Source organism: Thiofilum sp. (assembly GCF_016711335.1).
Lineage (GTDB): Bacteria > Pseudomonadota > Gammaproteobacteria > Thiotrichales > Thiotrichaceae > Thiofilum.
The window spans coordinates 2,838,462-2,861,166 of the sequence record NZ_JADJTF010000001.1; the positions used below are offsets into that span (position 1 = coordinate 2,838,462).

Sequence of the window (22,705 nt, forward strand, 5' to 3'; positions counted from 1 at the left end):
CAGTTTTTCGAGTAAATTTAAGCATCGTATTCCATCTCAGTACTCTGCTAGCTACCCAGTCTTGTGAGGTATAAATGCAGTTAAGCTCCAAGAATAAACAACCTACTTTTAGCAGGATGCTTCTCATCACATCCTGCCAAAACAATTTCGGCCTTACAATGCAGCAGACACCACAATCTCTACCGTAAACTCATCACCCGCCAATGCACTCACACCCACAGTCGCACGCGTAGGAGGATTCGTAGGATCAACCCATGCTTCCCATGCCTTATTCATCAGACCAAAATCATTCATATTCGTCATATAAATCGTAGCCGTGAGTAGCTTAGACTTGTTCGTACCTGCTTCAGCCAATAAAGCATCGATTTGACTAAGAATATTACGAGTTTGCTCATCAGCAGGGCCGCCTTTCGCAGTTTCATCCACTTGACCTGCTAAATGAACGACTTGATTGTGAATCACGATTTGGCTCATACGAGCGCCACTGTGTAAACGTTTGATCATAGTTATATTTTTTCCTAAGTTATCAGAAACAATTAAATAATCTGTTGCCCTAAAGCAGATAAGATAAAATGTAAAACAGTACGTACCCGCTGTGGGCTATCATCCGCTTTTAGATGGCTCACACTAATACCGAGTAAAGAGGCTGATTGCGCAATGCTTTCCATCGCCTGATGGGTTTCACGAAAAGTAATACCGCCTTCACCCTCACCTCGATCACCACGAATATCGGTGGCAGTAGGGCTATAATGTAGCCATACCCCTTGAGTACCACTGCTGGCAATACGAATCGCACGATTGATCACCTCATGCATACCCAATACATCAATATCAGACATAGTAAACACCTTAATACCCGATTGATTCAGCGCTGCGGCTTCATCGGGGGTGGTATTACGGAGTCCAATAATGACTATATTTTCGGGGCTTAATTGCGGAGTAAGCCTAACTTCTGCCTGTTCACTTTGCATGGCATGGTAGAGCATGCTATGCGGACTCACTGCATGAAGCGGTTCATAAGCGGCTTCTGCTGCAATCCAAATGAGTCCCATACTATCGATATGTTGAGTGACCGCTTGCAGAGCCGCAAGGGTGTGTAAAGTATCGGGACTCACGACTAAAGGAAACGCATTGACCTTTAAAGCCTTGCTCACCGCTTGATTGGCTTGTTCAGAGCTGGCGCAGTGAAAAGTCTGGGGTGGTGTATCAAAGTGCAAAGCCGCTAGCTTAGCACTGATGTCTATTGCACTTAGTGCATTGACTAGCTCAGGCTCAATAAGCTGTGCCAAGAGACGTTCTTGCGCGGCTTGTGCTTTACCTTGAACAGAGATGGGGGTTTTACGCACATATTCTGAGGTCATAGCGGCAAGGAGAGCAGGGTAGCTCATATGGAACGACACCGTTTCACCCACTTGCAAGGGAGGATTGACCGCTTCAAGATCTAGAATCAGATGATCACTCGAAGCCCCAATGAGTTCAACATGCGGATCAATAGGCATTAAATGCTCGGGTGAAACATCTTCACGCCCAATATTCAAAATCCCCCGCAAGCGCTCCCCGCGATCGACAAATACCGGAGTATTGCCAAAGGCATCCACCGCTGTCTCACCAATCGGCAAAGAGGGCTTACGTTTGACTTCTAATAATTCACCTTGCAGCACAAACGCATTGCGATTCAATGGCTCCCAAGGTTCATCATAAAAGGTATCGCGCCCGCCTTGTAAAATAGCCTCTCCCACGCGTAAATGATTAATGCCAGCAGGTAAACCTTCCTCTAAGAGCAAAGGTAAAGAACCAGAGTTACCGCCAGATACATAGCGTAGTTTAATGCCAAAGCGCTGTTCGACTTGTTGGGCATAGTCAGAGAGTTTGCCTAAATTAGTACGTGTGGGTTTAACCGCCGAGAGGCAGAGCAGATTAGTACCCAATCCGGCAATCCGCACCCCACTCAATTTGAGTACTAGCTCAACCGTAGTATTGAGATCATCCGGCCAAATGCCTTCGCGCAAATCACCTAAATCCACCATGAGAATCACATCATGTACTTTACCGCGCCGCAAAGCTGCCTCAGATAAGGCTTGAATAATAGGTAATTCAGAATTCAGGCTAATATCCACATAACGCACGACCTCATCGGCTAAGGCTAAAGGAGGGCTACGCAGCAATAACATCGGGCAATTAATACCCGCAGCACGGAGGCGGCGAATATTCTCAAAGCGTGATTCACCAATCCCCTTTACCCCGCCGCGTAACATAGCACGCGCCACCTGAGGCATACCGCAAGTGCCTTTGGTCACACCAAATACTTCAATACCTTGTGCAGCACAGGTTTGAGTCACAGCACGCGCATTGGCTTCAATAATATCCAGATCAACAATGACTTGTGGGCCTAACATAATCTTATCCTTGGAAAATTAAGCCACTGGTATCAATGTCAGGCTTGCGTTGCAGCAATAGATCAGTGACTACTTTGCCGCTACCACAACTCATAGTCCAACCCACATGTCCATGCCCAGTATTGAGTAATAAATTACTAAAGCGTCGTGTACGCCCTAAGACAGGAACAGAGCTAGGCATCATCGGGCGCAATCCTGCCCAATACTCAGCCTTGTCATAATCAGCACCCTGCGGGAATAGCTCTTTAATCGTGGCGAGTAAGGCACGGAAATCAGCGGGTTTATAGCTACGATCATAACCTGCAAATTCAGCGGTGCAGGCGACACGCAATCTGTCCCCTAAACGTGAATAGGCAATCAAACGATCATCATCTACCCCACCAATAGTCGGAGCTTGTTCGGGGTCAAGAATGGGGGCGGTAATGGAATAACCTTTCACTGGATAAAGCGGCAATTTAACGCCTATTTTTTCCAGTAATAAGGGGCTATCACAGCCTGCTGTCATAATAAACGCATCAGCAATAAAGCGTCCGTGATCGGTAATCACGGCGGTTACTTTATCGTTTTGAGTTTCAAAATTTTGAATAGTGGTCTGCCAATTAAATTGCACCTTTTGATGTTTAGTAGACCAAGCCGCTAATTCACGACTAAAGCGACAGGAGTCGCCAGTTTGATCAATGGTACATAAAATGCCGCCTGCAATTTTATCAGCTGAACCTTTAAAGCCCGGATCTAAGGCTACAATCTGCTGGCGATCTAATACCTCAATCGGTAGGCCTTGATCTGCCATAAACTGCATATGCTCCACACCATGCGCTAGCGTTTGCTCAGAGCGATAGAAGTACAGCACACCTTGCTGGGTACGGTTGAAATCGATATGAGTATGCTCTGCGATCTGCTGCATTTGTTCACGCGCATAGACGGCAAGACGCAATTTTTTAAGCGTATTGTTTTGCGATTTTTGCTTAGTGCACTCAGTTAGAAAACGCAAAGTCCAAGCAAAAAAGCGTGGATCCCAGCGCAGTTTCACTTTTATCCCTAGATCGGGATTAAACAGTGAATTGATAAAAGTTTTCAATGCCGCCGGTGAAGCCCAAGCGAATGAATCACCTGGTGTGATTAATCCCGCATTGCCATAACTGGTTTCTGAAGCGGCCGCCGCTTGGCGATCAATTACTACGACTTCACAACCCGCTTGTGCCAAATGATAAGCGGTGGCAACGCCTACCACACCTGCCCCTAGAACGATGACTTTCATAACTTATCCTCGCGTATCATAGACACTAATATGTTTAACGCCGAGATAGGCGGATAAGCCCCAAGGCCCTAATTCACGCCCAATACCACTCGCCTTAAACCCTCCCCATGCGGTTTGTGGGAAAATAACTTGTGGTGAATTAATCCAAATGTGTCCCGCCCAAATTTGATTAGCGACTCGTTGTGCGCGTGCTAAGTCAGCGCTAATGACCGTGGCAACCAAGCCATAATCGGAGTCATTAGCGAGTTCAATCGCTTCCTCCTCAGTATCAAAATAGGTGACGACCAACACCGGACCAAAAATTTCTTCACGCCAAAAAGGGTGATTGCGCTCAATATGATCATAAATCGTGGGTGGTACAAACCAGCCGGTCTGATCTTCCGCGACCTCTCCACCCGCTAAGCACTCTAAGCCATCTTGTTGTGCTTGTTTGAGTAGTCCCGTGACTTTTTGATATTGAGGTAAGTTACTGAGTGGTCCCATTTCCACCCCCTCAGTAAAGGGTGAGCCTACTTTGAGGTTACGAGTACGCTCGACTAAGGAAGGGATTAATTCATGGGCGAAACTACGCTCTACTAAAAGGCGTGAGGTAGCCGAGCACATTTGCCCGCAATTAAAGAAAATACCGGCAATAATTTGCTCTACCGCTGACTCAACGGGCGCATCTTTGAATACTACAATCGCTGATTTACCGCCTAGTTCTAGTGATATGGGTTGGCAACGTTGCGCGGCACTTTGCATCACCCGCGAGCCAATCATATTGCTACCCGTAAAGGATAACTTAGCCAGTTTTTTGCTTTGGGTAATAGCAATACCTGTAGCAGCAGCTCCGGTGAGGATATTTAGTACACCTTGAGGTAAGCCAATAGCTTGAGCAATATCGGCATAGACCAGCTCAGCTAACGGGGTATATTCCGAAGTTTTTAGCACAATAGTGCAGCCTGCTGCGAGAGCGGGGGCAATTTTCCACGCACTGGTAACGAGAGGAAAATTCCACGGCACAATCATGCCGACTGCACCGACAGGTTCAAGGCGTGTTTGACCTTGATAGCTAGGATCGGGTAGATCAAAAGGTTTATTTTGCTTAGCCTCTAATTGCTCCGCTTGTTCAGCATAATAGTTAAACGTGGCTATAGCGTCTGAAACATCAATATCGGCTTCAAACCGTGGCTTGCCATTATTGCGCATTTGCACATCGATCAAATGTTCACGTCTTTTCTCTAGGGCTTGTGCAATATTGCTTAGGTACTCAGCGCGTTGATAGCCACCTAATTCACGCCATGCGGGAAAAGCGTTATTGGCTGCTGCTATGGCTTGTTCAACTTGTGTGGTGCTTGCGGCTTTGAGTGTGGTAATGGGGGTGGCGCTAGACGGGTCATAGACCACAATCTCTTCGCCTTCACCGGCGATGAATTCACCATTGCTATATAAACTCAAAGGGCGCTCTAGTAGTGGGTTATGCATAGTTTTTCTCTCCTACCAATGCAGCGCTTGTGCTTCATTAATTTCAATTAGGGTAGGTTTATCGGCTTGATAAGCAAGCTCTAATTGTGCTTGTAGATCGCTTAGGCTCTCGGCTCTAACGGCATAACAGCCATAGCCGCGTGCAATAGTCAGTAAGTCTGGGGTATAGATATCTACACCAATGGTAGGAATATCACGATCTTGCATATAGCGTTTAATTTCGCCATAACATTGGTTATTCCAAACCACAATCGGCAAAGCCAAACCTTGTTCTACCGCAGTGGCGAGTTCGGGTAAGGTGAATTGAAAGCCACCATCACCAATGAGACTCAAAACAGGGCAATCAGGATGAGCAATTTTGGCGCCAATTGCAGCAGGTAGGGCATAACCCAAAGTGCCATATCCGGTACTAGAGTTAAACCACGCATGGGTAGTGTCGGGTTCATCGGTGAGATTACCCGTATAAACGGGTTGATTTTGATCACCGACGATAATTGTTTCAGGTTTGACGGCTCGCATCTGGGCAATCACACGCTGATGTACCTGTTGCGTGGGGCTTAATAAGCTTTGTAGTTGCTCACGTAACTGTTGCGCTTGCGTGGCAGTATGAGTAAGTGGCTGATGATCTGCTAGCGCTATATTTAATGCTTCTAACGCTAATCTAGCATCCGAGGTGATAGCTAGAGTGGGAGCAGCATTGCGATACAATTGCTCAGGATCAAGATCAATACGAATGAGTTGTCCTGTGATGTCCGGTTTACTATCAAAGAGCAAAGTATCGGTTTCACCCAACTCAGTACCAACGGCTAATACCACATCCGCATCGCGCAATAAATCCAATACCGGAGGTTGGGGTAGGGTACTACCCAGCAATAAAGGATGCGCCGGAGGTAAAATACCTTTGCCATTAATAGTAGTAACGGTCAATGCGCCCAAGCGCTCAGTGAGTGCTTGTGCAGCGGATGCAGCCTGTGCTGCGCCTCCTCCAAAGAGGAGTAGCGGATTTTGCGCTTGTGCTAATAATTGAGCTGCTTGTTGAATAGCGTCAGGACTAGGGGCAGGGCGTGAGCTTTTAGTGATTATGGGTAGCTTTAAATGGGCAGCGGAGGCAGTAATCACATCGAGAGGTAATTCAATATGCACCGGACGTGGGCGTGCAGAATTAAAGATAGCAAAAGCTCTTGCCATGACTTCATTCAATTCATCAGGACGCAATAGAGTATGGCTAAAGGCACTCACTCCGGCTAATAAATTACGCTGTGAAGGTAGTTCGTGCAGGCGACCTGCTCCTAAAGCTAATTCATGGCGACCATTGACCGCCGAGATGACCAGCATAGGGATAGAGTCTGCATAGGCTTGCCCCATTGCGGTGGCAATATTAGTCATGCCGGGGCCAGTGATAATAAAGCAAGCGGCGATTTTACCTGTGGTGCGAGCATAACCATCCGCCATAAAGCCAGCACCCTGTTCATGGCGGGGGGTGATATGAGTAATGTGGGTATTAGGTAAACCGCGATACAGTTCTACGGTATGCACCCCCGGAATACCAAATACGGTATCCACCCCATAGGCTGCTAACAGTTCAACCAAATACTCGCCACAGGTTTTAGCGATAGCATTAGGCATAGCGTACCCCCGGCATGACACAGAGTATTTCATACGCCATATTCGCGCCGACTAAGGCGGTATTACCCGTAGTGTCATAGGCAGGCGAGACTTCTACGACATCGCCACCTACTAGATTTAAGCCACGACAGCCGCGAATGATTTCTAGCCCTTGAGTAATGGTTAAACCACCCACCTCAGGTGTTCCGGTTCCGGGGGCGAAGCTGGGGTCTAAACCATCAATATCAAATGAGATATAAGTCGGCGTATCACCGATACGGGCGCGGACTTCTTGCATTAAAGGTGCGAGTGATTGATACCAACATGCTTCGGCTTGCACGACGCGAATACCTTGTTGCCGACACCAATCAAAATCTTCGGCTGAATAACCTGTACCGCGCAGACCAATTTGCACCATCTTATGAGTATCAATCAGTCCTTCCTCGATAGCACGGCGGAAAGGTGTACCGTGAGCAATTTTTTCACCATACATGGTGTCATTCACATCGGCATGAGCATCGACGTGCACAATAGCTACCGGTTGTTTAAGTTTGCGATTCAAGGCTCTGAGGATGGGTAATACAATCGTATGATCACCCCCTAAGCTAATCGGCTTGACACCAGCAGCAAATACTTTGTCATAGAACTCTTCAATCAAACGAATCGAGTCTAAGAGGTTATAAGTATTAATCGCGCAATCGCCTAAGTCAGCGACTTGCAATGAATCAAAGGGAGCGGCTCCGGTTGACATATTGTATGGACGCAATAGGCTCGATTCCGCTCGAATAGAGCGTGGACCAAAACGTGCCCCCGTGCGATTCGACGTGCCTATATCAAATGGCACACCGATAAAACCGATATCAATGCCTGCATAACTGGTGGCAGTGGGTAAGCGCATCATCGTGGCAATACCGCCTGCGCGTATCATTTCATTACCACCTAAAGGCTGATTAAATGGACTAGCCACAATATTCTCCTTAATCAATCCCAGCTCCTATCTTCTATCTATATGGAATCAGGAGCTGAGTTTTTATAAATAATAAATAACTTACTCTTTCTCGACGGGATAACGTACTACCCCAGTGATACTCACTTCATTTAGACGTGAATGACGGATACTGAAGGCAAAGTAAGTGACAGTAGCGATACCAATCCAAATCGCAAAGTAGAAGAAGGTGATAGGAGGTAAGCCTGATAACACATACATGCAAGAAGCTATCGCCAGAATAGGGGTTAGGGGGTAAAAAGGGGCTTTAAAACTACGGGGCAATTCAGGGTGAGTATTGCGCAAAATAATCACGCCAATCGATACCGCTGAGAATGCAACTAAAGTACCAATACTGGTTAAGTCAAACAGTACATCGGCTGGGGTAAAACCTGAGGCCAGCATCACCGCAATACAGACCAGTAAAATATTATTAACAGGGGTACTTTTAGGATTCAAACGCTCAAAGAAAGTCGGGATCATACCGTCACGCCCCATGGCATACAGAATGCGCGTTTGACCGTAGAGCACAATCAAAATAACGCTAAAAGTAGAAATCACTGCACCAAAGGCAAAAATAGTCGCAGGCCAAGCAGACCCCGTAATATTTTGCAGAATTTGCGCTAAACCTGCTTTTTGACCTTCAAATTCAGCAGCGGGTTGAGCACCAATCGCAGTGAGACTAATTAAAATATAAAAACCCGTCACAATACAAAGCGCTAAAATGATGGCGAGGGGTAGGTTCCGCTTAGGGTTTTTAACCTCTTCGCCAGCGGTTGAAATCGCATCAATACCAATAAAAGAGAAAAAGACAGTAGCGGTGGCAATCCAGACCCCGCCATAACCGTGCGGAGCAAAAGGCTTCATGTTGTCACTATGGTAGGCAGTAATCGCTATAGCAATAAACATACATAAAATTAATAGCTTAACTACCACCATAATAGTATTCACTACCGTCGACTCTTTAGAGCCACGCAATAATAAAATACAGCAAAGAGCCACTATAATCATCGAGGGTAGATTCATGACGCCCCCCATAGCGGGTACATTGCTCAAGCTATCCGGGAATTTAAAGCCCAGAGTGATTTCGAGAAATTTATTCAGATATTCACCACTACCCACCGCAATAGCGGCCGCTGATACCCCATATTCTAAAAGCAAACACCACGCCACTAAATACGCTAGATACTCGCCCAAGGTCGCATAAGCATAAGAATACGAAGATCCAGAAGCTGGAATACAAGACGCCATTTCAGCATAAGCGAGAGCAGTGAGTGCCGCAGTAATCGCGGCAATAATAAATGCAAAAATAACCGCAGGGCCTGCCTCAGGGACTACATCATTTAAGACCACAAAAATCCCTGTACCGATGGTGGCGCCTACCCCTAGCATAGTCAGTTGAAATAATCCTATGGTCGGTTCTAATTGGGTGCGTTCGGGTTGGATGGGCTTTTTGCGCATCATGGAAGAGAGGGTATTACTCATTGCTATTCCTCCTTAGGCTTGATCTAAGTCTGGTGCTGATTGGGGTTAGGTATTAGGTCGAGGTAGTCATCAAAAAATGATTTATCCTTCGGGTGCAGGGTTAGCTGCTGCTAAATATTGTTGCCACGTTCGATGTGGCCAAAGTAAGGTCATACTGCCTTTATCAGGTCGGTAAAGGGCGGTATAGAGCGTGCCAAAACCCCGCGCATATTGGGTGCTATACAAAGGGGGCTGCAAAAAGCTGTGAATAAATTGCTCAGCCGTTTGTTCAGCACTGGCTAGGCTATGAATTAAAAAACTCTCGCGTTCTAGGGTCGCGGTGGCGAGTGCATGTTGAGTCCATTCAATCGATTGTTGATGGTTAGTGGCAATGGCTAAGGGATTAACTTGTATTTGGCGATCTGGCGCGACTAATACTGTACAAGACTCGCCTAAGCCATCGAGTAGCGTAATGTTATAAGCCATATGACTAGGAATATGGCGCAATACGGCTACCGCATCGGCTACATCCCGACAAGTCTCTAAGATATAACGCAAAATCAGCGGAATACCAAAGCCAATGCCTACCAATTTACGTCCACCAAAGGCTAAAGATACCACTAGCCCAGCACTATTCATGCCATCGAGCACGCCCCACAAACAATCACCACTAGCCACTACAGGTTTACCCAGCCATGAGCTATGAATCACCGTTCCTTCTAATAATGCTGGGTGATAGTCATAGTTACGAATCAAAAACGGGGTGGTTTTAGTCCAAACCGCTTGTGAACAACTCACATAATAGGGAGGTGGGCAGTACATACTTAAAAACCGCGCTGCCGTATCACCGCCTCCGGCTAATTCACATAAACGCTCATAAACAGGTAATAATTCAGGCATGTAGGCACGTAATTGGCGCAAGCTTTGTAAATAACTCGGCTGCTGACCAATACCGTTCCTTAAAAACCAACGCTGATACGCAGGCCAAGCGCGATTAAATAGCGCTTGCCATTGAGCGTCGGGCCATGCCTCGTGCATGGCATGAAAGCCATGTTGTAATTTCATGCCGTTGCTAACCTTTAAAGAATCTTAAATGCACCAGCATCGAGATTATAAGCGGGTTGCGTGGGGGCGGTTTCCAGTGGTATCGCCTGATAATATTGCTCAATACCCTTGATCCATGCTCTAGCCCGTTCGTTGAGTTCAAAGTTATCATCCATCAGGCGTCCACGCGTGATTAAAATCCCTAGATCTGCGCCTTCATAGTGATAATCACCGATCCCACTAATGCGTAAATAAAACGCTTCCTGCTCGGTTTCTACGGCGCGGCGATGATAGTCAAAACGCGAATAGGTGACTTGACCCTGCTCATCCATATGCCAAATACCGGATTCAGGTGCTTGAGTGATATAACCTACACTATCCTTAGTATGCTTCATTACGAGCTGGCTCCAGCTATCCACATTATCAGGATGCGCCCAGCGCTCGTTCAGTTCAGCAATATCTAATTCAAACGGAATATCGCTCATTTCGAGCAGATGAAATAAAAATAGCGGGGCATCGGCATGAGCGAATGCTGCATGATTAGTCATGGAGCTTGCGCCTGTCACGCGGGGATTCAGTTCACCTAAATACAGTTGCCCAGAATCCTGATCAATCAAAAAGTCTAACTCAAAATAGCCGCGATACCCTTCCTCACGTAAAGCTTCACCAAACTTAAAGGTATAGTCACGCGCTTGATCACGAATCGCTTGAGTGAAGGCATTGGCAAAAATCTCGTTACCACACCAACCACCTTTATAGGGAGTTAACTCTTTAAAACCGACCAACTCAGTCATTAAAGGCCCTACAATCGTGCCATTTTTGGTGGTACATGCTTCAATCGCAGAGCCGCGTACCTTGAGGCGCTTCATGATTTTGACTTCGCCTTCACCAATGATTTGATCGGCGTAGCGATTAAACTCTTGTTCATTGGCAATAAAGAAGGTGGTATGACCCGAATCACCATAAGCGGTTTGTAATACTAAATCACGTCCTAAACCCGCATCATCGGCTAGCTCACACAGGTGTGCATAGCTATAAACCTCCGAGAGGGTATTAGGAATACTCGGCACGCCCGCACGATTACCAATGCGCACGGTTTCGATCTTATTGTCTACGCGCTGACGCAAAGCGGCTTTAGGGAACCAAACCTCTAAACCGAGTTCTTGGCACAGTTGCTCGGTTTCTTCATCAAACATTAAAAACACGGTTTTAGGATCACCACCGCGTTTCTTGATGTAATCAATGACTTCTTTGTGTTGCAAGAGATAGTTATTAATATCTTCAATGCTTTCAAATTCACGGTGGGGTGTTTCGCTCGGTACAAATACAGCAGGGTGACGCCCATCAAAGCAATCAATGTAATTGATATAATGGAAATTACGCACCCACTCGTTTATGCCCAAAAGATTAAAATTGGTGGCACTAATAAAATAAATAGGGGTTTCATTACGATGGAAATAGCGGCGTATTTCAGAGATATTACGTAGTGTGGTCGTCATAGCGGTGTTCCTAAAACAGGCAATAAGAACTCAGGGCAATAAGGAGTTAGGCTATGAAATTCATAGCCAGACTATTCAGTATTCAATTTAATAAAAGTTAGATAGGCTTTTACGGTCGGCGGCGTATTTGCATCGGGCCTAAACTATCTAGATAGGGATGCTCAATGTTTTTGTCATAGACGGTGAAATCAACGGTGCGATCACGAAAACTTTTTAACACCTGACCTAAGCCCATAATGCCGTTTTGCCGTTCGTGTCGTACTTGTTCTACATTAATTTCAATGGGGAATACTTCTTCCAGTGTGCCTGCTTGATGCAATATACGTCCAGAAGGATCAATGACACAGGATAAGCCATTACCGCAATCGCCTAAGCCATTTACATCAACAAAAAAACATTGATTGGTAATGGCAGAAGCACGCGCAATAGTCAGTTCAGCATTACGGTCAATCGTGTCAGTAAAGGTCGGGTGAATAATGACTTCAGCGCCTAGAGCCGCTAGCGAGCGAGTCGTTTCAGGGAACCACATATCATAACAAATCGATACCCCAAAGCGTCCCACTTCAGGTACATCAAACACCACAAACCGATCACCTGAGGCAATACCGCGCTCAAAAGGCAAAAAAGGAAACTGCTTACGGTAACGCTCAATCACTTGCCCTTGGGGATTAATAACAGGTGTGGTGTTATAAATGTTGCCGTCAGCAGCTTCAAATAAAGATCCTGGTATCAGCCAAATCTTAAAGTGCTCAGCCCAGCGTTGAAAGGTATGCTCAGCAGGTCCGGGTAAAGGTTGAGCATGACTAGGATAGGGACCAAAAGCGGCTAACTCACTAAAAACCACCATTTGTACCCAAGGAAAACGTGCCATTAAGCCCGCTAATTTGGCGTACATTTTATCTAAATTCGAGGTGGTAGCAGACAATTGCATTTGAATGCCCGCAATCGTGAATGGCTTCATCGGCTCTCCTTAATCCTATAACCTAGCGCAATAAGTTATTAACTGTTATCCAGTTAAGTGATTAGAACTTATTGATAATACAAAGACTAACAATTCATGGTTTTAAGATATGTACCTCATTTGCAGTAGCAAAGCACCCACCTTTAATAAGTCATATCTAAGTACTAACTGACTGTGATAGGGTTTAGTCAGTATGGTTTATTCGAGGATTTATGAATGGACGCGCCCACCATTACTAGCTTCATTCAACCCCTAACAGCACTCTTTTCTGATTTAGGGACGGAAGCATTTTATCAACGACTTCTAGGCTTAATTCATCAGCAAGTGCCTGCGGATAGCTCAGTGGTATTACTCTATCAGCGGGGTGCTAGTCCTATGATATTACTCGATAGAATGACTGAGCGCGACCGTAATGCCATGCAAGCCCATTATTTTGCAGGCGCTTACTTATTAAGCCCTTTTTATGTTAATTGGTTAAATGCACCTTTACAGGATACCTTAAAACGTCTAGCTGATATTGCACCTCAAGGCTTTTTTGAGAGTATTTATTATCGTGATTATTACGGGCGCTCCGGTTTAAAGGATGAGATGAGTTATTTAATACCGCTGTCTCCGCAAAGCGCGATTTTATTTTCTTTAGGGCGAAGTAGTGAATTACCTTTATTTTCGGATACAGAAAAACACTATCTTCAAACGATTTATTCTATAGTCATTAAAGCCACCCAACGCCATGCTTCATTAGTCACCTTACCCACTCCTACTAAGCTTAAGCTCTGGTTGGAGGACAGCATGCAGCTTTTTGGTAAATCGATTTTGACCGAACGCGAGCAATTAGTAGTGCAAATGATGCTGCAAGGTCATTCTTCTAAATCATGTGCCAAATTATTGGGTATTTCGCCCACCACTGAACGTGTTCATCGCCGCAATATTTATCTCAAACTCAATATTTCATCCCAAGCGCAATTATTTAAATTATTTTTTGCTGCTTTATCGAGTGAGCAATTAGCTCAAGGGCTTGATCCCCTCATGCCATAATCAATACCAGTACTCAGCATAATCGTGCTGACTTACGTAGCTCAGAGGGCTTTATCCCATAACGTGTTTTGAAGGCAACCGAGAAGTGTGCACTATTAGCAAAGCCTACTTCTAGAGCAATAGCGGTCAGGTGTTGCTGCGTATATTGCAAAAGCCAATAAGCATTCGCCAAACGTTTATTTAAAATATATTGTTTTATCCCTATACCGACGTGAAGCTTAAATAAGCGTCTTAGTTGGCGCTCACTTAGCTCTAACATATTAGCTAAATCATCTAGTAGTTGTTTATCACGATGATGACTTTCGATAAAGATCAAAGCGCGTTGAATACGTGTGTCCTGAATGCGCAAGCTTAGCGCTGCACCACTGCTATTGAGGTGATCAAGGCGTGAGCGGGTAGTTAAGGTGATTTGATGTGTTACCTTCGCCGCTCGTTCTGTGCCACAGTGCATCGTAATCAGAACATGCATAAAATTAAAAATGGAAGTACCACCCGGTACTGTGGCGCGTTGATTTTTAAGCAAATAATCTTCTTGTGTGGTCAAGGGTAGACGTGGAAAACGTTCAATAAAATCTTTACGATGATAAGGATGAATGCACGCAGTATGACCTTGCAACAAGCCCATTTGAGCTAAGACAAAAACGCCCGTGCAAACGCCAACAATCATTACATTAGCATCAGCCGCCTGTTTGATGTACTCCCAATGTTGTTGAGGAGCCTGAGTGAGCTGTTCTAAAAGTCCACCGACCACGAATAAATAATCAAATTGTTCGGGGGCAGGGTAATCCGCATCAGCTTCAATATTCGTGCCGCAACTAGCTCTACATGCGCTGCCCTTTTTACCTATAACTGACCATCGACAATAAATTTGGCGTGAGCGATCAGCTATATCGGCGGCATGCCTTAAGGACTCTATGATGCCCGTTAAGGACAGTAGCGGAAAACTTGGCCACAGCACGATAGCCACTTGTATTTCTACCCCTGTGGTATTCGTCGGTCTTTCTAATACGTTGGTTTGCATCTCGATCTCTGTGTCCGTTTTTTGTAAAAACAAGGCAAATTTACGAAATTTTTCAGTCTAGCACTGTTTGTAAAATACGAGAATACAAACAGTTGGTTAAAGTAAGCATGAATACACAGTGGATGGATGCGAGTCATTTAGCACAGGCTATTCGACAAGGGGAGATGACCAGTACTCAAGCAGTCACCCAAAGTCTTGAACAGATTCAAAAATGGGATGGCTCTTTGCATGCCTTTGTGAGTACGTTTAATGACAACGCTCTAGCCATTGCCGCCGTTCGTGATGCTGAACAACGCGCAGGACATCTTCGTGGTGCTTTACATGGTGTGCCAATTGCCATTAAAGACCTATTCGATATAGCAGGTTATCCCACCCAAGCCGGATCTAAAAGTTTGCCCCCAGTGCTTGCAAAACAAACAGCTCATGCAGTAGCGCGTTTGGAAGCGGCAGGTGCAGTGGTGATCGGTAAAGCCCATACGGTTGAGTTTGCCTTTGGTGGATGGGGCACTAATCCGGTATTGGGTGCGCCACGTAATCCTTATGATTTAAATGTACATCGCGTATCAGGTGGCTCTAGCAGTGGTTCAGCCGTTGCTGTGGCTAGTAATATGGTAGCACTGGCCTTAGGGACCGATACGGGTGGCTCGATACGCATGCCGTCTGCATTGTGTGGTGTTTACGGTCATAAATCCTCAACAGGTTTGATTGGACGCAGCGGCCTGAAATTACTATCTAACACGCATGACAGCATTGGCACTATAGCGCGTAGTGTGCGTGATCTTATTTTAACGCTCCCAATTTTGGCAGAGTTCGACTTCAATGACCCCAGCTATACCCCACAGTTAACACTACTGCGACAAGTCCAACAGCTTGGGAAGCCACTTTATAATGCAACAACCCGTCCTTTTCGTCTTGCTACTTTAGAAGATGAAGCACTGGATGTGCTGCAAGCAGATATAAGGCAGATGTTTGAGAGTTCATTACGCCAATTAGAGCAATGGTATGGTCCTATTACCCGCCTAAGACTACCCGCCCCGTTAGCCAAACTGACTGAGCAAGCAGGTTTATTAATGTCTGCTGAGGCTTATAGCACCCTACATACGTTGACAGAAGATGAAGCCTCTCCCATAGCACCAGTGATCAGAGCGAGGGTGAATAATGGGCGTGAGATCAGCGCTAAGCAATTGATAGCTATTTATCAGCAGCGCCAACAATGGCAAAGGCAATGGCAGTCTAGCTTTGCCCCCTATGATGCACTGGTCATGCCGGGTATGCCTGTAACGGCTTGTCCTTTGGATGCTGTCGATGAAAACAGTCTGTTATTAGCCCTGTTTGGGCGCTTTGTAAATATGTTGGATTTATCATCAGTTGCAGTACCTATTGCACAGTCTAAGGAAGGGCTTCCAATGGGCTTACAACTAATCGCTGCACATAATCATGATCATATCGCGTTAGAGTTGGCGTTGGCATTGGAGCAGCGCGGTATGAGCCGTTTTTTACCACCTGTAGGTTTGAGTTCTGAAGAGAGCCGTGCAGGTATTTAATCAAGCAAAGACGAGGAGCAACAATGGAAACAGTACACAGCCTGTTTAAGATACTGGAAGACTTAACCTGGGGGCAGTCACTCATTCCCATTTTGGTGGTTTTTGGCATATTCATGACGATTGTGACTGGTTTTGTCCAGTTTCGTTTTTTTAAACGCATGTTTAGAGTATTACTTCCCAAAAATCAGTTTTCTGATCCTAACAAAATTAGTGCAAGACAAGCCTTATTAGTCTCCGTTGGTGGACGTGTCGGTGGAGGGAATATCGCCGGTGTTGCAGTAGCGATTACTATAGGTGGTCCGGGTGCAGTATTTTGGATGTGGCTTATCGCTTTAGTAGGTATGGCAACCAGTTTGGTTGAATGCACTTTAGCACAGCTTTATAAGCGTTCTTTGCCTGATGGTACTTACCGTGGTGGTCCTGCGGGTTATATTCGCTATGGTTTAGGTGATCAATACCGTTGGTTGGCCGTTGTTTATGCTATTTGTTTGTTAGCCTCCTTTGCTTTAGGTTTTAATGCGTTCCAAGGTAATACCCTTGCAGGTGCTGTGCATAATAGTATGGGTATTGATCGTTTATGGACAGGTATTTTCTTAGCGCTTCTAACCGCATTTATTGTATATGGTGGTATTAAACGCATTGCTAAAGCTTCCGATATTATTGTTCCCGTGATGGCACTCACTTATTTAGCCTTTGCAATAGTTGTCATTTTATTAAACATTACTCAAGTACCAGATGTCATTGTTAGCATTGTTACTAATGCCTTTGGTTTGCAAGAAGTAGTCAGTGGTGGTATTGGCGCTGCGATTGCACAAGGTTTAAGACGTGGTTTGTTCTCTAATGAAGCAGGTTTGGGTTCAGCGCCTAATGTGGCTGCTACCGCTTATGTACGCCATCCAATTAGTCAAGGTATTACCCAGTCACTATCAGTATTCATTGATACCATAATCTGTACTGCTACTGCCTTTGTAATCTTGTTGAGTGAAGTTTATGTACCGGGTGCTAGCATCGATGGAATTGTGTTAGCCCAGCAAGCGTTTGTGTCTCACTTTGGAGTTTGGGCGCAACACTATTTAACCTTCGCCATTTTACTGTTTGCCTTTAGTTCCGTTATCTACAACTACTATTTAGGCGAAGTCGCGATGGCTGAAATCTCTAAACATCCGCTAGCTTTACATGTGCTTAGAATTGCTATTATTGGAGTGCTTTTCCTCGGTGCGGTAGCGCCCAATGCGACCTCGGTATTCTTCTTCTCTGATCCATTGATGGGTATTTTAGCTCTAGTGAACTTAATGGCGATTTTGATGCTATTCCCTGTTGTGATGCGGGTATTAAACGATTATCGCCAGCAGTTAAAAGCAGGACATGAGCGTCCTGTCCTCAACCCTGAGGATTTCAGTGATCTGAATTTAGATAGAAGTGCTTGGAAACCTAAAGAGCAAATGCCTTAAAAGCTGAACTTCAATTATTTTAGTGACCCTTTAAAGCCGTGGCATTGATTCATAGCCACGCTTTTAAAGGGGAGCCTTTAGCACAAGACGAAATAAGGTAAAAAATGCGCGCAGTTTATATTAATGGTGAGTACTTACCAGAAGATCAAGCCAAGGTATCCGTTTTTGATCGTGGCTTTTTAATGGCAGATGGGGTTTATGAGGTTACTTCAGTTGTTGCAGGAAAACTGCTTGATTTTGAGGGGCATTTAAAGCGTTTGCAGCGTTCGTTAAATGCTTTAGATATGGCAATGCCGTTAACTAGAGAAGAGTTTCTAGCTATTCATCGCCGCTTATTAGAACTCAACCAGTTACAAGAAGGATTGATATATTTACAAGTCACTCGCGGTAATCCCAAGGATCGAGACTTTGCATTTCCTGATCCAAACACCCCTAATACGGTTGTGTTATTTACTCAAAGCAAAGAGCTATTGGGTAGTGCAATCGACACTTATGGCTTGAAAATTATTAGTATTCCTGATTTACGCTGGGGTAGACGTGACATCAAAACGGTACAATTGCTTTACCCTTCTATGGGAAAAATGCAAGCCAAAGCAGCAGGATGCGACGATGCTTGGATGGTAGACAATCAAGGCTATGTGACCGAAGGAACCGCCAGTAATGCATATATTATTAAAGACCGGACGCTCATTACTCGTGATTTAAGTCATTCTATCTTAGCGGGTATTACACGCGCTGCCCTATTGGGTTTCGCGGATAAAATGGGTTTAGCAATACAAGAGCGCCCCTTTACTGTTGCAGAAGCACAGGATGCGGATGAGGCTTTTGTCACAGCGGCTACCAGTTTTGCTTTAGGAGTGGTGGAAATCGATGGAATAAAAATCGGCACTGGCGAGGTTGGACTCATAACCGCGCAATTGCGTCAGATTTACATCCAAGAAAGTTTAAAACACGCGCTTTAAGTAATTAAATCATTAAAATTTCTTTCTCTGTTCCCAACTTTCCCAACCCTACTCCTCCTCTACTCACTTTGAGCACTCCTTGGGTTGGGTCTTTTTTTGTTAGTGCTAGCTAACGCTAAGCCACTATTTAAAAGACTGATTTCTTTAGTTTAGATATAACACCCAAACTTTTTTATCCATCATTTAAGCTTGAGCGCTACAACCAAAATACCGCGCCCGTTCTACGATTTCCTTAGCCCAGCGTTGGTGAGTAGAAGGTTCACACATAGCCCCCTCAAATTGAAATACCGCTGGCATAGAGTGATCTAAAATCCGCTGTGCCGTAATGAAATCTTGTGCATCGACTTGTAATGCTTGATGAATAATCGGTATTTGACGCGGGTGTATCACGGTTTTACCGACTAAACCATGTAATAAATCGCGTTGTATTTCCACTTGTAATAAATCTTGGTTGCTAAAGCAATCAAATACGGGGGCCGTCAAATAAAAATCATGCGGGATAAATTGGCTGACTAGCATAGCCACCACGTATCCTAAAGGGCCATCGTATAAAGTATGCGCTCGACTATGACGCAGCTTTAAACACGACAATAAGTCATTGCCGCCAATTCTGAGTACTAAAATCTTTGCTCTTAAGGGGTGATCATGCAGTATTTCGCGCAATTGATGTACTTGTACCGCATCCAATAAGGCTTTGGTTTCCAATGTGGGCATATACACCCAATGCTCAGGGGCGAAATCCAATACCGTGCTCCATGTATGCAGCGTGTATTGATCAAATTTGGGTAATACTAAACCATCGATTAGGTCAATATGAGGCAGGTCTAATAGTTGCGTGATCATCGCACTATAGCGCGGACGAATAAATACCAGTGGGCGCTTATCAGGCGCTAGGTTTGCATATGCCCACTGCTCTAAGCAGTGAGTAATATTGTGAAAGGCTGCCTGTAATTCATGTTCTTTAATCGCATCTTCTAAACAAATTACCATAGAGCGCAAATCATGAATTTTATTATGCAAAATAATATCTATTAGGTCGTGACGCGTAGCAGGCACATAAAGGGTTGCGCCCAATTGATAAGGGGAAATAGGGTTCATACTGCTTTCTTAATTATGGTTATGGCTCGATAGGGGGCAATTTCCTGACCGAGTACTTCAAAACTTATATTATAGTGCTTGGCTAAATGCTTAAGTACTTGCAATTGTGGATCATTGGGGTTTTGGACTAAAATTCGTTCAGGTACACGACGCATCACAGCGCGTGTTGCCTCGGCAATACCGGTTTTAATCCGATTGAGATTACTAATGGCATAGCGTGCTTGAATCCATTGCAAGGTGTTTTGACTTTGAGTGTGTAGCTCAGCACGTAAAGTATCAGACCAAGTGAGTGGAGTAGTCTCAGTTAGCGTTTTACGTAAGGAGTCAATGGTTTCAATTAAGTATTGGCTCACGTCATAAGGCGCTAAATGCTCGTAATATAAACACTGATGCCACCCACCCTCTTCGCTTAAGATCGAACGCGAAATTAACCCTGATACGGTTGCACCTAATACACTAAAGGGTATCAACCAATCTTCGCCTGATGCGGCTAACCATGCTTTTCCAGTAGGATCAGCGAGTACCACAAACGGAATAGTGTGCCCCGCATAAAAGGGACGTAATGAGCGCTCTAACTCGGTATGAATCGCGCCTTTGCCCACCCAGCCATCGACATACACCAGATCGTTTATATCATGTCGCTCCCTGATCCAATGGAGTGCGGCACTATCAATGCCTTTATCACGAATAATGCTAATACCGTAATGAGTACTCTCTACTTCTAAATCACGTAAGGCTCGTAGCAGCAGCACGCCTAAAGGTATTCCCGCACGTACAAAACTCACCAATACTATCGGACGATTCGGGCGGCGTTGCTTTAGCGCTAAAGCTAGTGCTTGCACTTCAGTGGCTAGACGTAGTGCACCTTGATCTAGGGCTTGTTCAAATAGTGCTTGATGCTCAAGGCTGGGGGCGGATTCCACACTAATCATTTGTGAGTAATGTTTTTGTCCGCTTTGAATTAAGCGTTCTTTTTCTTGCACTTCCGTGCTAGCCATTTGAGTCAAACGTAATAAGAATGTGACATCCTCCGCTTGATAAGAGCCATGTAAATGCGTGGGTATCATAATAGTTGCCTCCCAATCTGACTCTGAGGAGGAAAGGCAGCAAAATCACATAAGCGCATAAACCCCAAGTCTGAAGTGCTATCGCCTAAGCCCAAAATCGGTACACGCCCGTATTGTATTTGATGGCGACGAATAATCTCAGCACTCGCGGCTTGTTTATTAACAGGGTTTGGAATTAGCGCTAAATTATTAGCGTTTTGATGCATATAAAAGCCGCTCCAGTCGAGTTGAGTCTGGAGGTGTTGCCATAAAACCTCTAATTCTTCTGTTTTGGCTTGAATACTTTTAATCACTAAATAGGCGTGCCAATCTGCAATGCCCTCGATCCAGCCGCGTAGCTGCAAATCAAGGCTCAGACCTAAATCGAGTATTTGCTGGAGTAGATCAGGGATACGCGCTTGATAGGCATGCAAAGCATTTTGCATCTGCGCATGCCATGTTAAATCAAGTGTATAGTCAGGTCGTAAAATCGCCGCACCATGTAAACATACCGCACTCTGCTGAAATGGAATTTGCACCCGTTTAAACGATTCAATCCCACGAGCGGTGACTGGAATAAGCGTGGTGTGCTGCAAAGCCCATTGCACAAAATCATATTGCCACGGATGCATAAAACTTAAGGGCTTACCCTCAGCATTATTCGCCGCTAAGATTTTGGTCGCATCAGGCGGCATTTTACGAGCGGTTTGAATCAGGGTGTCGTCAATATCGGTCAGCATCAAAGGTTTCATGGATAAAACTCCACGACTTCAGCGTTGAGTGCTTGAACTAGGTTTTGATCGAGCAAGTATTGCGGTGTTTCGGTACAAAGCAGGATACGGTCATAGTGCTCAGGGATAACATTATATAAAAAGTTAGCAATACCCTGTCCGTAATTATCGTGGATGCAATAGCGCGTTTGTATGCTATGCCCTAAAGCTATCGGGGAACGGGTAGTGGCACTGAATTTAACCTTTGCGCCTTGTTGTTCTAAATATTCCGCTAGTAAAAACGGTGGCCAGACAAACTCACCTGTGCCTAATACTAGGATTTTTTCATTAGGTGTGACGCGAGTGTTAACTACTATTTTAGGTAGAGTATGAGCGCTTACCCCTAAACGTGCCCAATCCTGTTCTGGTTTGGCTTGCCATTCACCCGTGCCTAACACATCAACATGCGGCATGTCTGGGGGCGGATTGCCATTACTGTCCCACTGCCAGTGACCTTGCAATAAATTAATGCTTTGCACATTTGTACCTAGGCTATTCGCTGCTTGACCGCCAGACCAATCGGTCAGTGTCACTATGACTATACGCTCAAAAGCACCTAAGCCTTTACTCTTTAAAGCCTGAACTAGGTTAGCAAAAGTCTTACCTGTAGAGGCCTCATCATCCACTAGCACTAGGGTTTTCGCTTGTTTTAACAGGGCTTGGTGCTCTAATGATTGTGGGTAATGCAGTACTTGTTGGGTGGCGTGGCTGTGTTCTTCTTCAAATTCGACCAAAAGTGGCTGATATAAAGGGTGGCGGGTGGTGCATAAATAAACACTTTCAGGATAACGCTGACTTAAAGCTTGATGTACGCCCGCACCCAAAGCAATCGCGGTTTCAGCCATACCAATGACTAGCAGAGGTTTAGGTAAATCATTGGGAACTAAGGAGGCTAAAGTATCCGTTGCTGCTCGCATTGTGGAAGGTGCTACCGGAATATGTCGCCCTAATACTTTAGAGACAAATAAAAAAGAGCGTTTAGGATTACGACGCTCAGCAAAACCGAATAAATCATGGGGGGTATAGGTACTATGATCCGATTCAATAGCTAGGGTTAAAGTACCTGTGCTTAGTTTTACGTGTTGGGTGTCTATGGGCATTG

19 protein-coding genes are annotated in these 22,705 nt (G+C 45.1%); 4 read left to right on the top strand and 15 right to left on the bottom strand.

Translation table 11 applies throughout. The features are described from left to right. Positions 1 to 153 precede the first annotated feature (153 nt). The 10 genes from IPL34_RS13525 to IPL34_RS13570 form a co-directional block, all read right to left on the bottom strand. Entirely contained in the window at positions 154 to 504 is a 351-nt protein-coding gene (locus tag IPL34_RS13525; RefSeq protein WP_296841975.1) for a RidA family protein, read from the bottom strand. Positions 505 to 536: 32 nt separating this feature from the next. Next, positions 537 to 2,396 (bottom strand): alanine racemase, encoded by a 1,860-nt coding sequence (locus IPL34_RS13530; RefSeq protein WP_296841976.1) that lies wholly within the window; start codon positions 2,394 to 2,396, stop codon positions 537 to 539. Between the two features lie 4 nt (positions 2,397 to 2,400). After that, positions 2,401 to 3,654, bottom strand: a complete 1,254-nt coding sequence (locus tag IPL34_RS13535; protein WP_296841977.1) for a D-amino acid dehydrogenase — start codon at positions 3,652 to 3,654, stop codon at positions 2,401 to 2,403. A 3-nt stretch (positions 3,655 to 3,657) separates the two neighbouring features. After that, positions 3,658 to 5,118 carry an aldehyde dehydrogenase family protein gene (locus tag IPL34_RS13540; RefSeq protein WP_296841978.1) on the bottom strand — a complete coding sequence of 487 codons (1,461 nt, stop codon included), beginning with the start codon at positions 5,116 to 5,118 and terminating at the stop codon, positions 3,658 to 3,660. A gap of 12 nt (positions 5,119 to 5,130) precedes the next feature. After that, positions 5,131 to 6,744, bottom strand: a complete 1,614-nt coding sequence (locus tag IPL34_RS13545; protein WP_296841979.1) for a 5-guanidino-2-oxopentanoate decarboxylase — start codon at positions 6,742 to 6,744, stop codon at positions 5,131 to 5,133. Further along, the gene (speB, locus tag IPL34_RS13550) at positions 6,737 to 7,690 is read right to left on the bottom strand and encodes an agmatinase (RefSeq protein ID WP_296841980.1); all 954 of its coding nucleotides are present in this window, start codon (positions 7,688 to 7,690) and stop codon (positions 6,737 to 6,739) included. Before speB ends, IPL34_RS13545 begins: the two co-directional genes overlap by 8 nt. Positions 7,691 to 7,771: 81 nt before the next feature. After that, on the bottom strand, positions 7,772 to 9,193 hold the full coding sequence (locus IPL34_RS13555) for an amino acid permease (protein WP_296841981.1): 1,422 nt from the start codon (positions 9,191 to 9,193) through the stop codon (positions 7,772 to 7,774). Positions 9,194 to 9,274: 81 nt separating this feature from the next. Then, positions 9,275 to 10,237: a C45 family peptidase gene (locus tag IPL34_RS13560; RefSeq protein ID WP_296841982.1), complete on the bottom strand. Its 963-nt coding sequence runs from the start codon at positions 10,235 to 10,237 to the stop codon at positions 9,275 to 9,277. 14 nt (positions 10,238 to 10,251) lie between these two features. After that, on the bottom strand, positions 10,252 to 11,715 hold the full coding sequence (locus tag IPL34_RS13565; RefSeq protein WP_296841983.1) for a biotin carboxylase: 1,464 nt from the start codon (positions 11,713 to 11,715) through the stop codon (positions 10,252 to 10,254). A gap of 109 nt (positions 11,716 to 11,824) precedes the next feature. After that, complete coding sequence (locus IPL34_RS13570; protein WP_296841984.1) at positions 11,825 to 12,676, bottom strand: carbon-nitrogen hydrolase family protein; 852 nt, start codon at positions 12,674 to 12,676, stop codon at positions 11,825 to 11,827. Between the two features lie 216 nt (positions 12,677 to 12,892). Here IPL34_RS13570 and IPL34_RS13575 point away from each other — a divergent pair, with 216 nt between their 5' ends. Beyond that, positions 12,893 to 13,711, top strand: coding sequence for a helix-turn-helix transcriptional regulator (locus tag IPL34_RS13575; RefSeq protein WP_296841985.1), 819 nt, complete (start codon positions 12,893 to 12,895; stop codon positions 13,709 to 13,711). A gap of 13 nt (positions 13,712 to 13,724) precedes the next feature. Here IPL34_RS13575 and IPL34_RS13580 read toward each other — a convergent pair whose 3' ends face one another. After that, entirely contained in the window at positions 13,725 to 14,732 is a 1,008-nt protein-coding gene (locus tag IPL34_RS13580) for a helix-turn-helix domain-containing protein (protein WP_296841986.1), read from the bottom strand. 107 nt (positions 14,733 to 14,839) lie between these two features. Here IPL34_RS13580 and IPL34_RS13585 point away from each other — a divergent pair, with 107 nt between their 5' ends. The 3 genes from IPL34_RS13585 (at position 14,840) to IPL34_RS13595 (ending at position 18,689) form a co-directional block, all read left to right on the top strand. After that, positions 14,840 to 16,276, top strand: a complete 1,437-nt coding sequence (locus IPL34_RS13585) for an amidase (RefSeq protein WP_296841987.1) — start codon at positions 14,840 to 14,842, stop codon at positions 16,274 to 16,276. A gap of 23 nt (positions 16,277 to 16,299) precedes the next feature. Next, positions 16,300 to 17,727, top strand: a complete 1,428-nt coding sequence (locus IPL34_RS13590; protein ID WP_296841988.1) for a sodium:alanine symporter family protein — start codon at positions 16,300 to 16,302, stop codon at positions 17,725 to 17,727. 104 nt (positions 17,728 to 17,831) lie between these two features. After that, the gene (locus IPL34_RS13595) at positions 17,832 to 18,689 is read left to right on the top strand and encodes a D-amino-acid transaminase (RefSeq protein ID WP_296841989.1); all 858 of its coding nucleotides are present in this window, start codon (positions 17,832 to 17,834) and stop codon (positions 18,687 to 18,689) included. Between the two features lie 183 nt (positions 18,690 to 18,872). Here the strand turns inward: IPL34_RS13595 and IPL34_RS13600 are convergent, their stop codons facing one another. The 4 genes from IPL34_RS13600 to IPL34_RS13615 are packed head-to-tail and all read right to left on the bottom strand — an operon-like array spanning position 18,873 to position 22,703. After that, entirely contained in the window at positions 18,873 to 19,787 is a 915-nt protein-coding gene (locus IPL34_RS13600) for an HpcH/HpaI aldolase/citrate lyase family protein (protein ID WP_296841990.1), read from the bottom strand. Beyond that, a complete protein-coding gene (locus IPL34_RS13605; protein ID WP_296841991.1) occupies positions 19,784 to 20,854 on the bottom strand; it encodes a cysteine protease StiP domain-containing protein in 1,071 nt (356 codons plus the stop codon). The genes IPL34_RS13600 and IPL34_RS13605 overlap by 4 nt, the downstream gene beginning before the upstream one ends. Further along, on the bottom strand, positions 20,851 to 21,585 hold the full coding sequence (locus IPL34_RS13610; RefSeq protein WP_296841992.1) for a hypothetical protein: 735 nt from the start codon (positions 21,583 to 21,585) through the stop codon (positions 20,851 to 20,853). Before IPL34_RS13610 ends, IPL34_RS13605 begins: the two co-directional genes overlap by 4 nt. After that, the gene (locus IPL34_RS13615; protein WP_296841993.1) at positions 21,582 to 22,703 is read right to left on the bottom strand and encodes a phosphoribosyltransferase domain-containing protein; all 1,122 of its coding nucleotides are present in this window, start codon (positions 22,701 to 22,703) and stop codon (positions 21,582 to 21,584) included. The genes IPL34_RS13610 and IPL34_RS13615 overlap by 4 nt, the downstream gene beginning before the upstream one ends. Positions 22,704 to 22,705 lie beyond the last annotated feature (2 nt).

What these genes read in the sequence shown, in the direction of transcription:
- IPL34_RS13595 (WP_296841989.1), top strand. Translation starts at nt 17,832, where the DNA reads ATGCGCGCAGTTTATATTAATGGTGAGTACTTACCAGAAGATCAAGCC.
- IPL34_RS13530 (WP_296841976.1), bottom strand. Translation starts at nt 2,396, where the DNA reads ATGTTAGGCCCACAAGTCATTGTTGATCTGGATATTATTGAAGCCAAT.
- IPL34_RS13540 (WP_296841978.1), bottom strand. Translation starts at nt 5,118, where the DNA reads ATGCATAACCCACTACTAGAGCGCCCTTTGAGTTTATATAGCAATGGT.
- IPL34_RS13560 (WP_296841982.1), bottom strand. Translation starts at nt 10,237, where the DNA reads ATGAAATTACAACATGGCTTTCATGCCATGCACGAGGCATGGCCCGAC.
- IPL34_RS13555 (WP_296841981.1), bottom strand. Translation starts at nt 9,193, where the DNA reads ATGAGTAATACCCTCTCTTCCATGATGCGCAAAAAGCCCATCCAACCC.
- IPL34_RS13580 (WP_296841986.1), bottom strand. Translation starts at nt 14,732, where the DNA reads ATGCAAACCAACGTATTAGAAAGACCGACGAATACCACAGGGGTAGAA.
- IPL34_RS13600 (WP_296841990.1), bottom strand. Translation starts at nt 19,787, where the DNA reads ATGAACCCTATTTCCCCTTATCAATTGGGCGCAACCCTTTATGTGCCT.
- IPL34_RS13525 (WP_296841975.1), bottom strand. Translation starts at nt 504, where the DNA reads ATGATCAAACGTTTACACAGTGGCGCTCGTATGAGCCAAATCGTGATT.
- IPL34_RS13575 (WP_296841985.1), top strand. Translation starts at nt 12,893, where the DNA reads ATGGACGCGCCCACCATTACTAGCTTCATTCAACCCCTAACAGCACTC.
- IPL34_RS13585 (WP_296841987.1), top strand. Translation starts at nt 14,840, where the DNA reads ATGAATACACAGTGGATGGATGCGAGTCATTTAGCACAGGCTATTCGA.
- IPL34_RS13590 (WP_296841988.1), top strand. Translation starts at nt 16,300, where the DNA reads ATGGAAACAGTACACAGCCTGTTTAAGATACTGGAAGACTTAACCTGG.
- IPL34_RS13570 (WP_296841984.1), bottom strand. Translation starts at nt 12,676, where the DNA reads ATGAAGCCATTCACGATTGCGGGCATTCAAATGCAATTGTCTGCTACC.
- IPL34_RS13610 (WP_296841992.1), bottom strand. Translation starts at nt 21,585, where the DNA reads ATGAAACCTTTGATGCTGACCGATATTGACGACACCCTGATTCAAACC.
- IPL34_RS13535 (WP_296841977.1), bottom strand. Translation starts at nt 3,654, where the DNA reads ATGAAAGTCATCGTTCTAGGGGCAGGTGTGGTAGGCGTTGCCACCGCT.
- IPL34_RS13605 (WP_296841991.1), bottom strand. Translation starts at nt 20,854, where the DNA reads ATGATACCCACGCATTTACATGGCTCTTATCAAGCGGAGGATGTCACA.
- IPL34_RS13545 (WP_296841979.1), bottom strand. Translation starts at nt 6,744, where the DNA reads ATGCCTAATGCTATCGCTAAAACCTGTGGCGAGTATTTGGTTGAACTG.
- IPL34_RS13615 (WP_296841993.1), bottom strand. Translation starts at nt 22,703, where the DNA reads ATGCCCATAGACACCCAACACGTAAAACTAAGCACAGGTACTTTAACC.
- IPL34_RS13565 (WP_296841983.1), bottom strand. Translation starts at nt 11,715, where the DNA reads ATGACGACCACACTACGTAATATCTCTGAAATACGCCGCTATTTCCAT.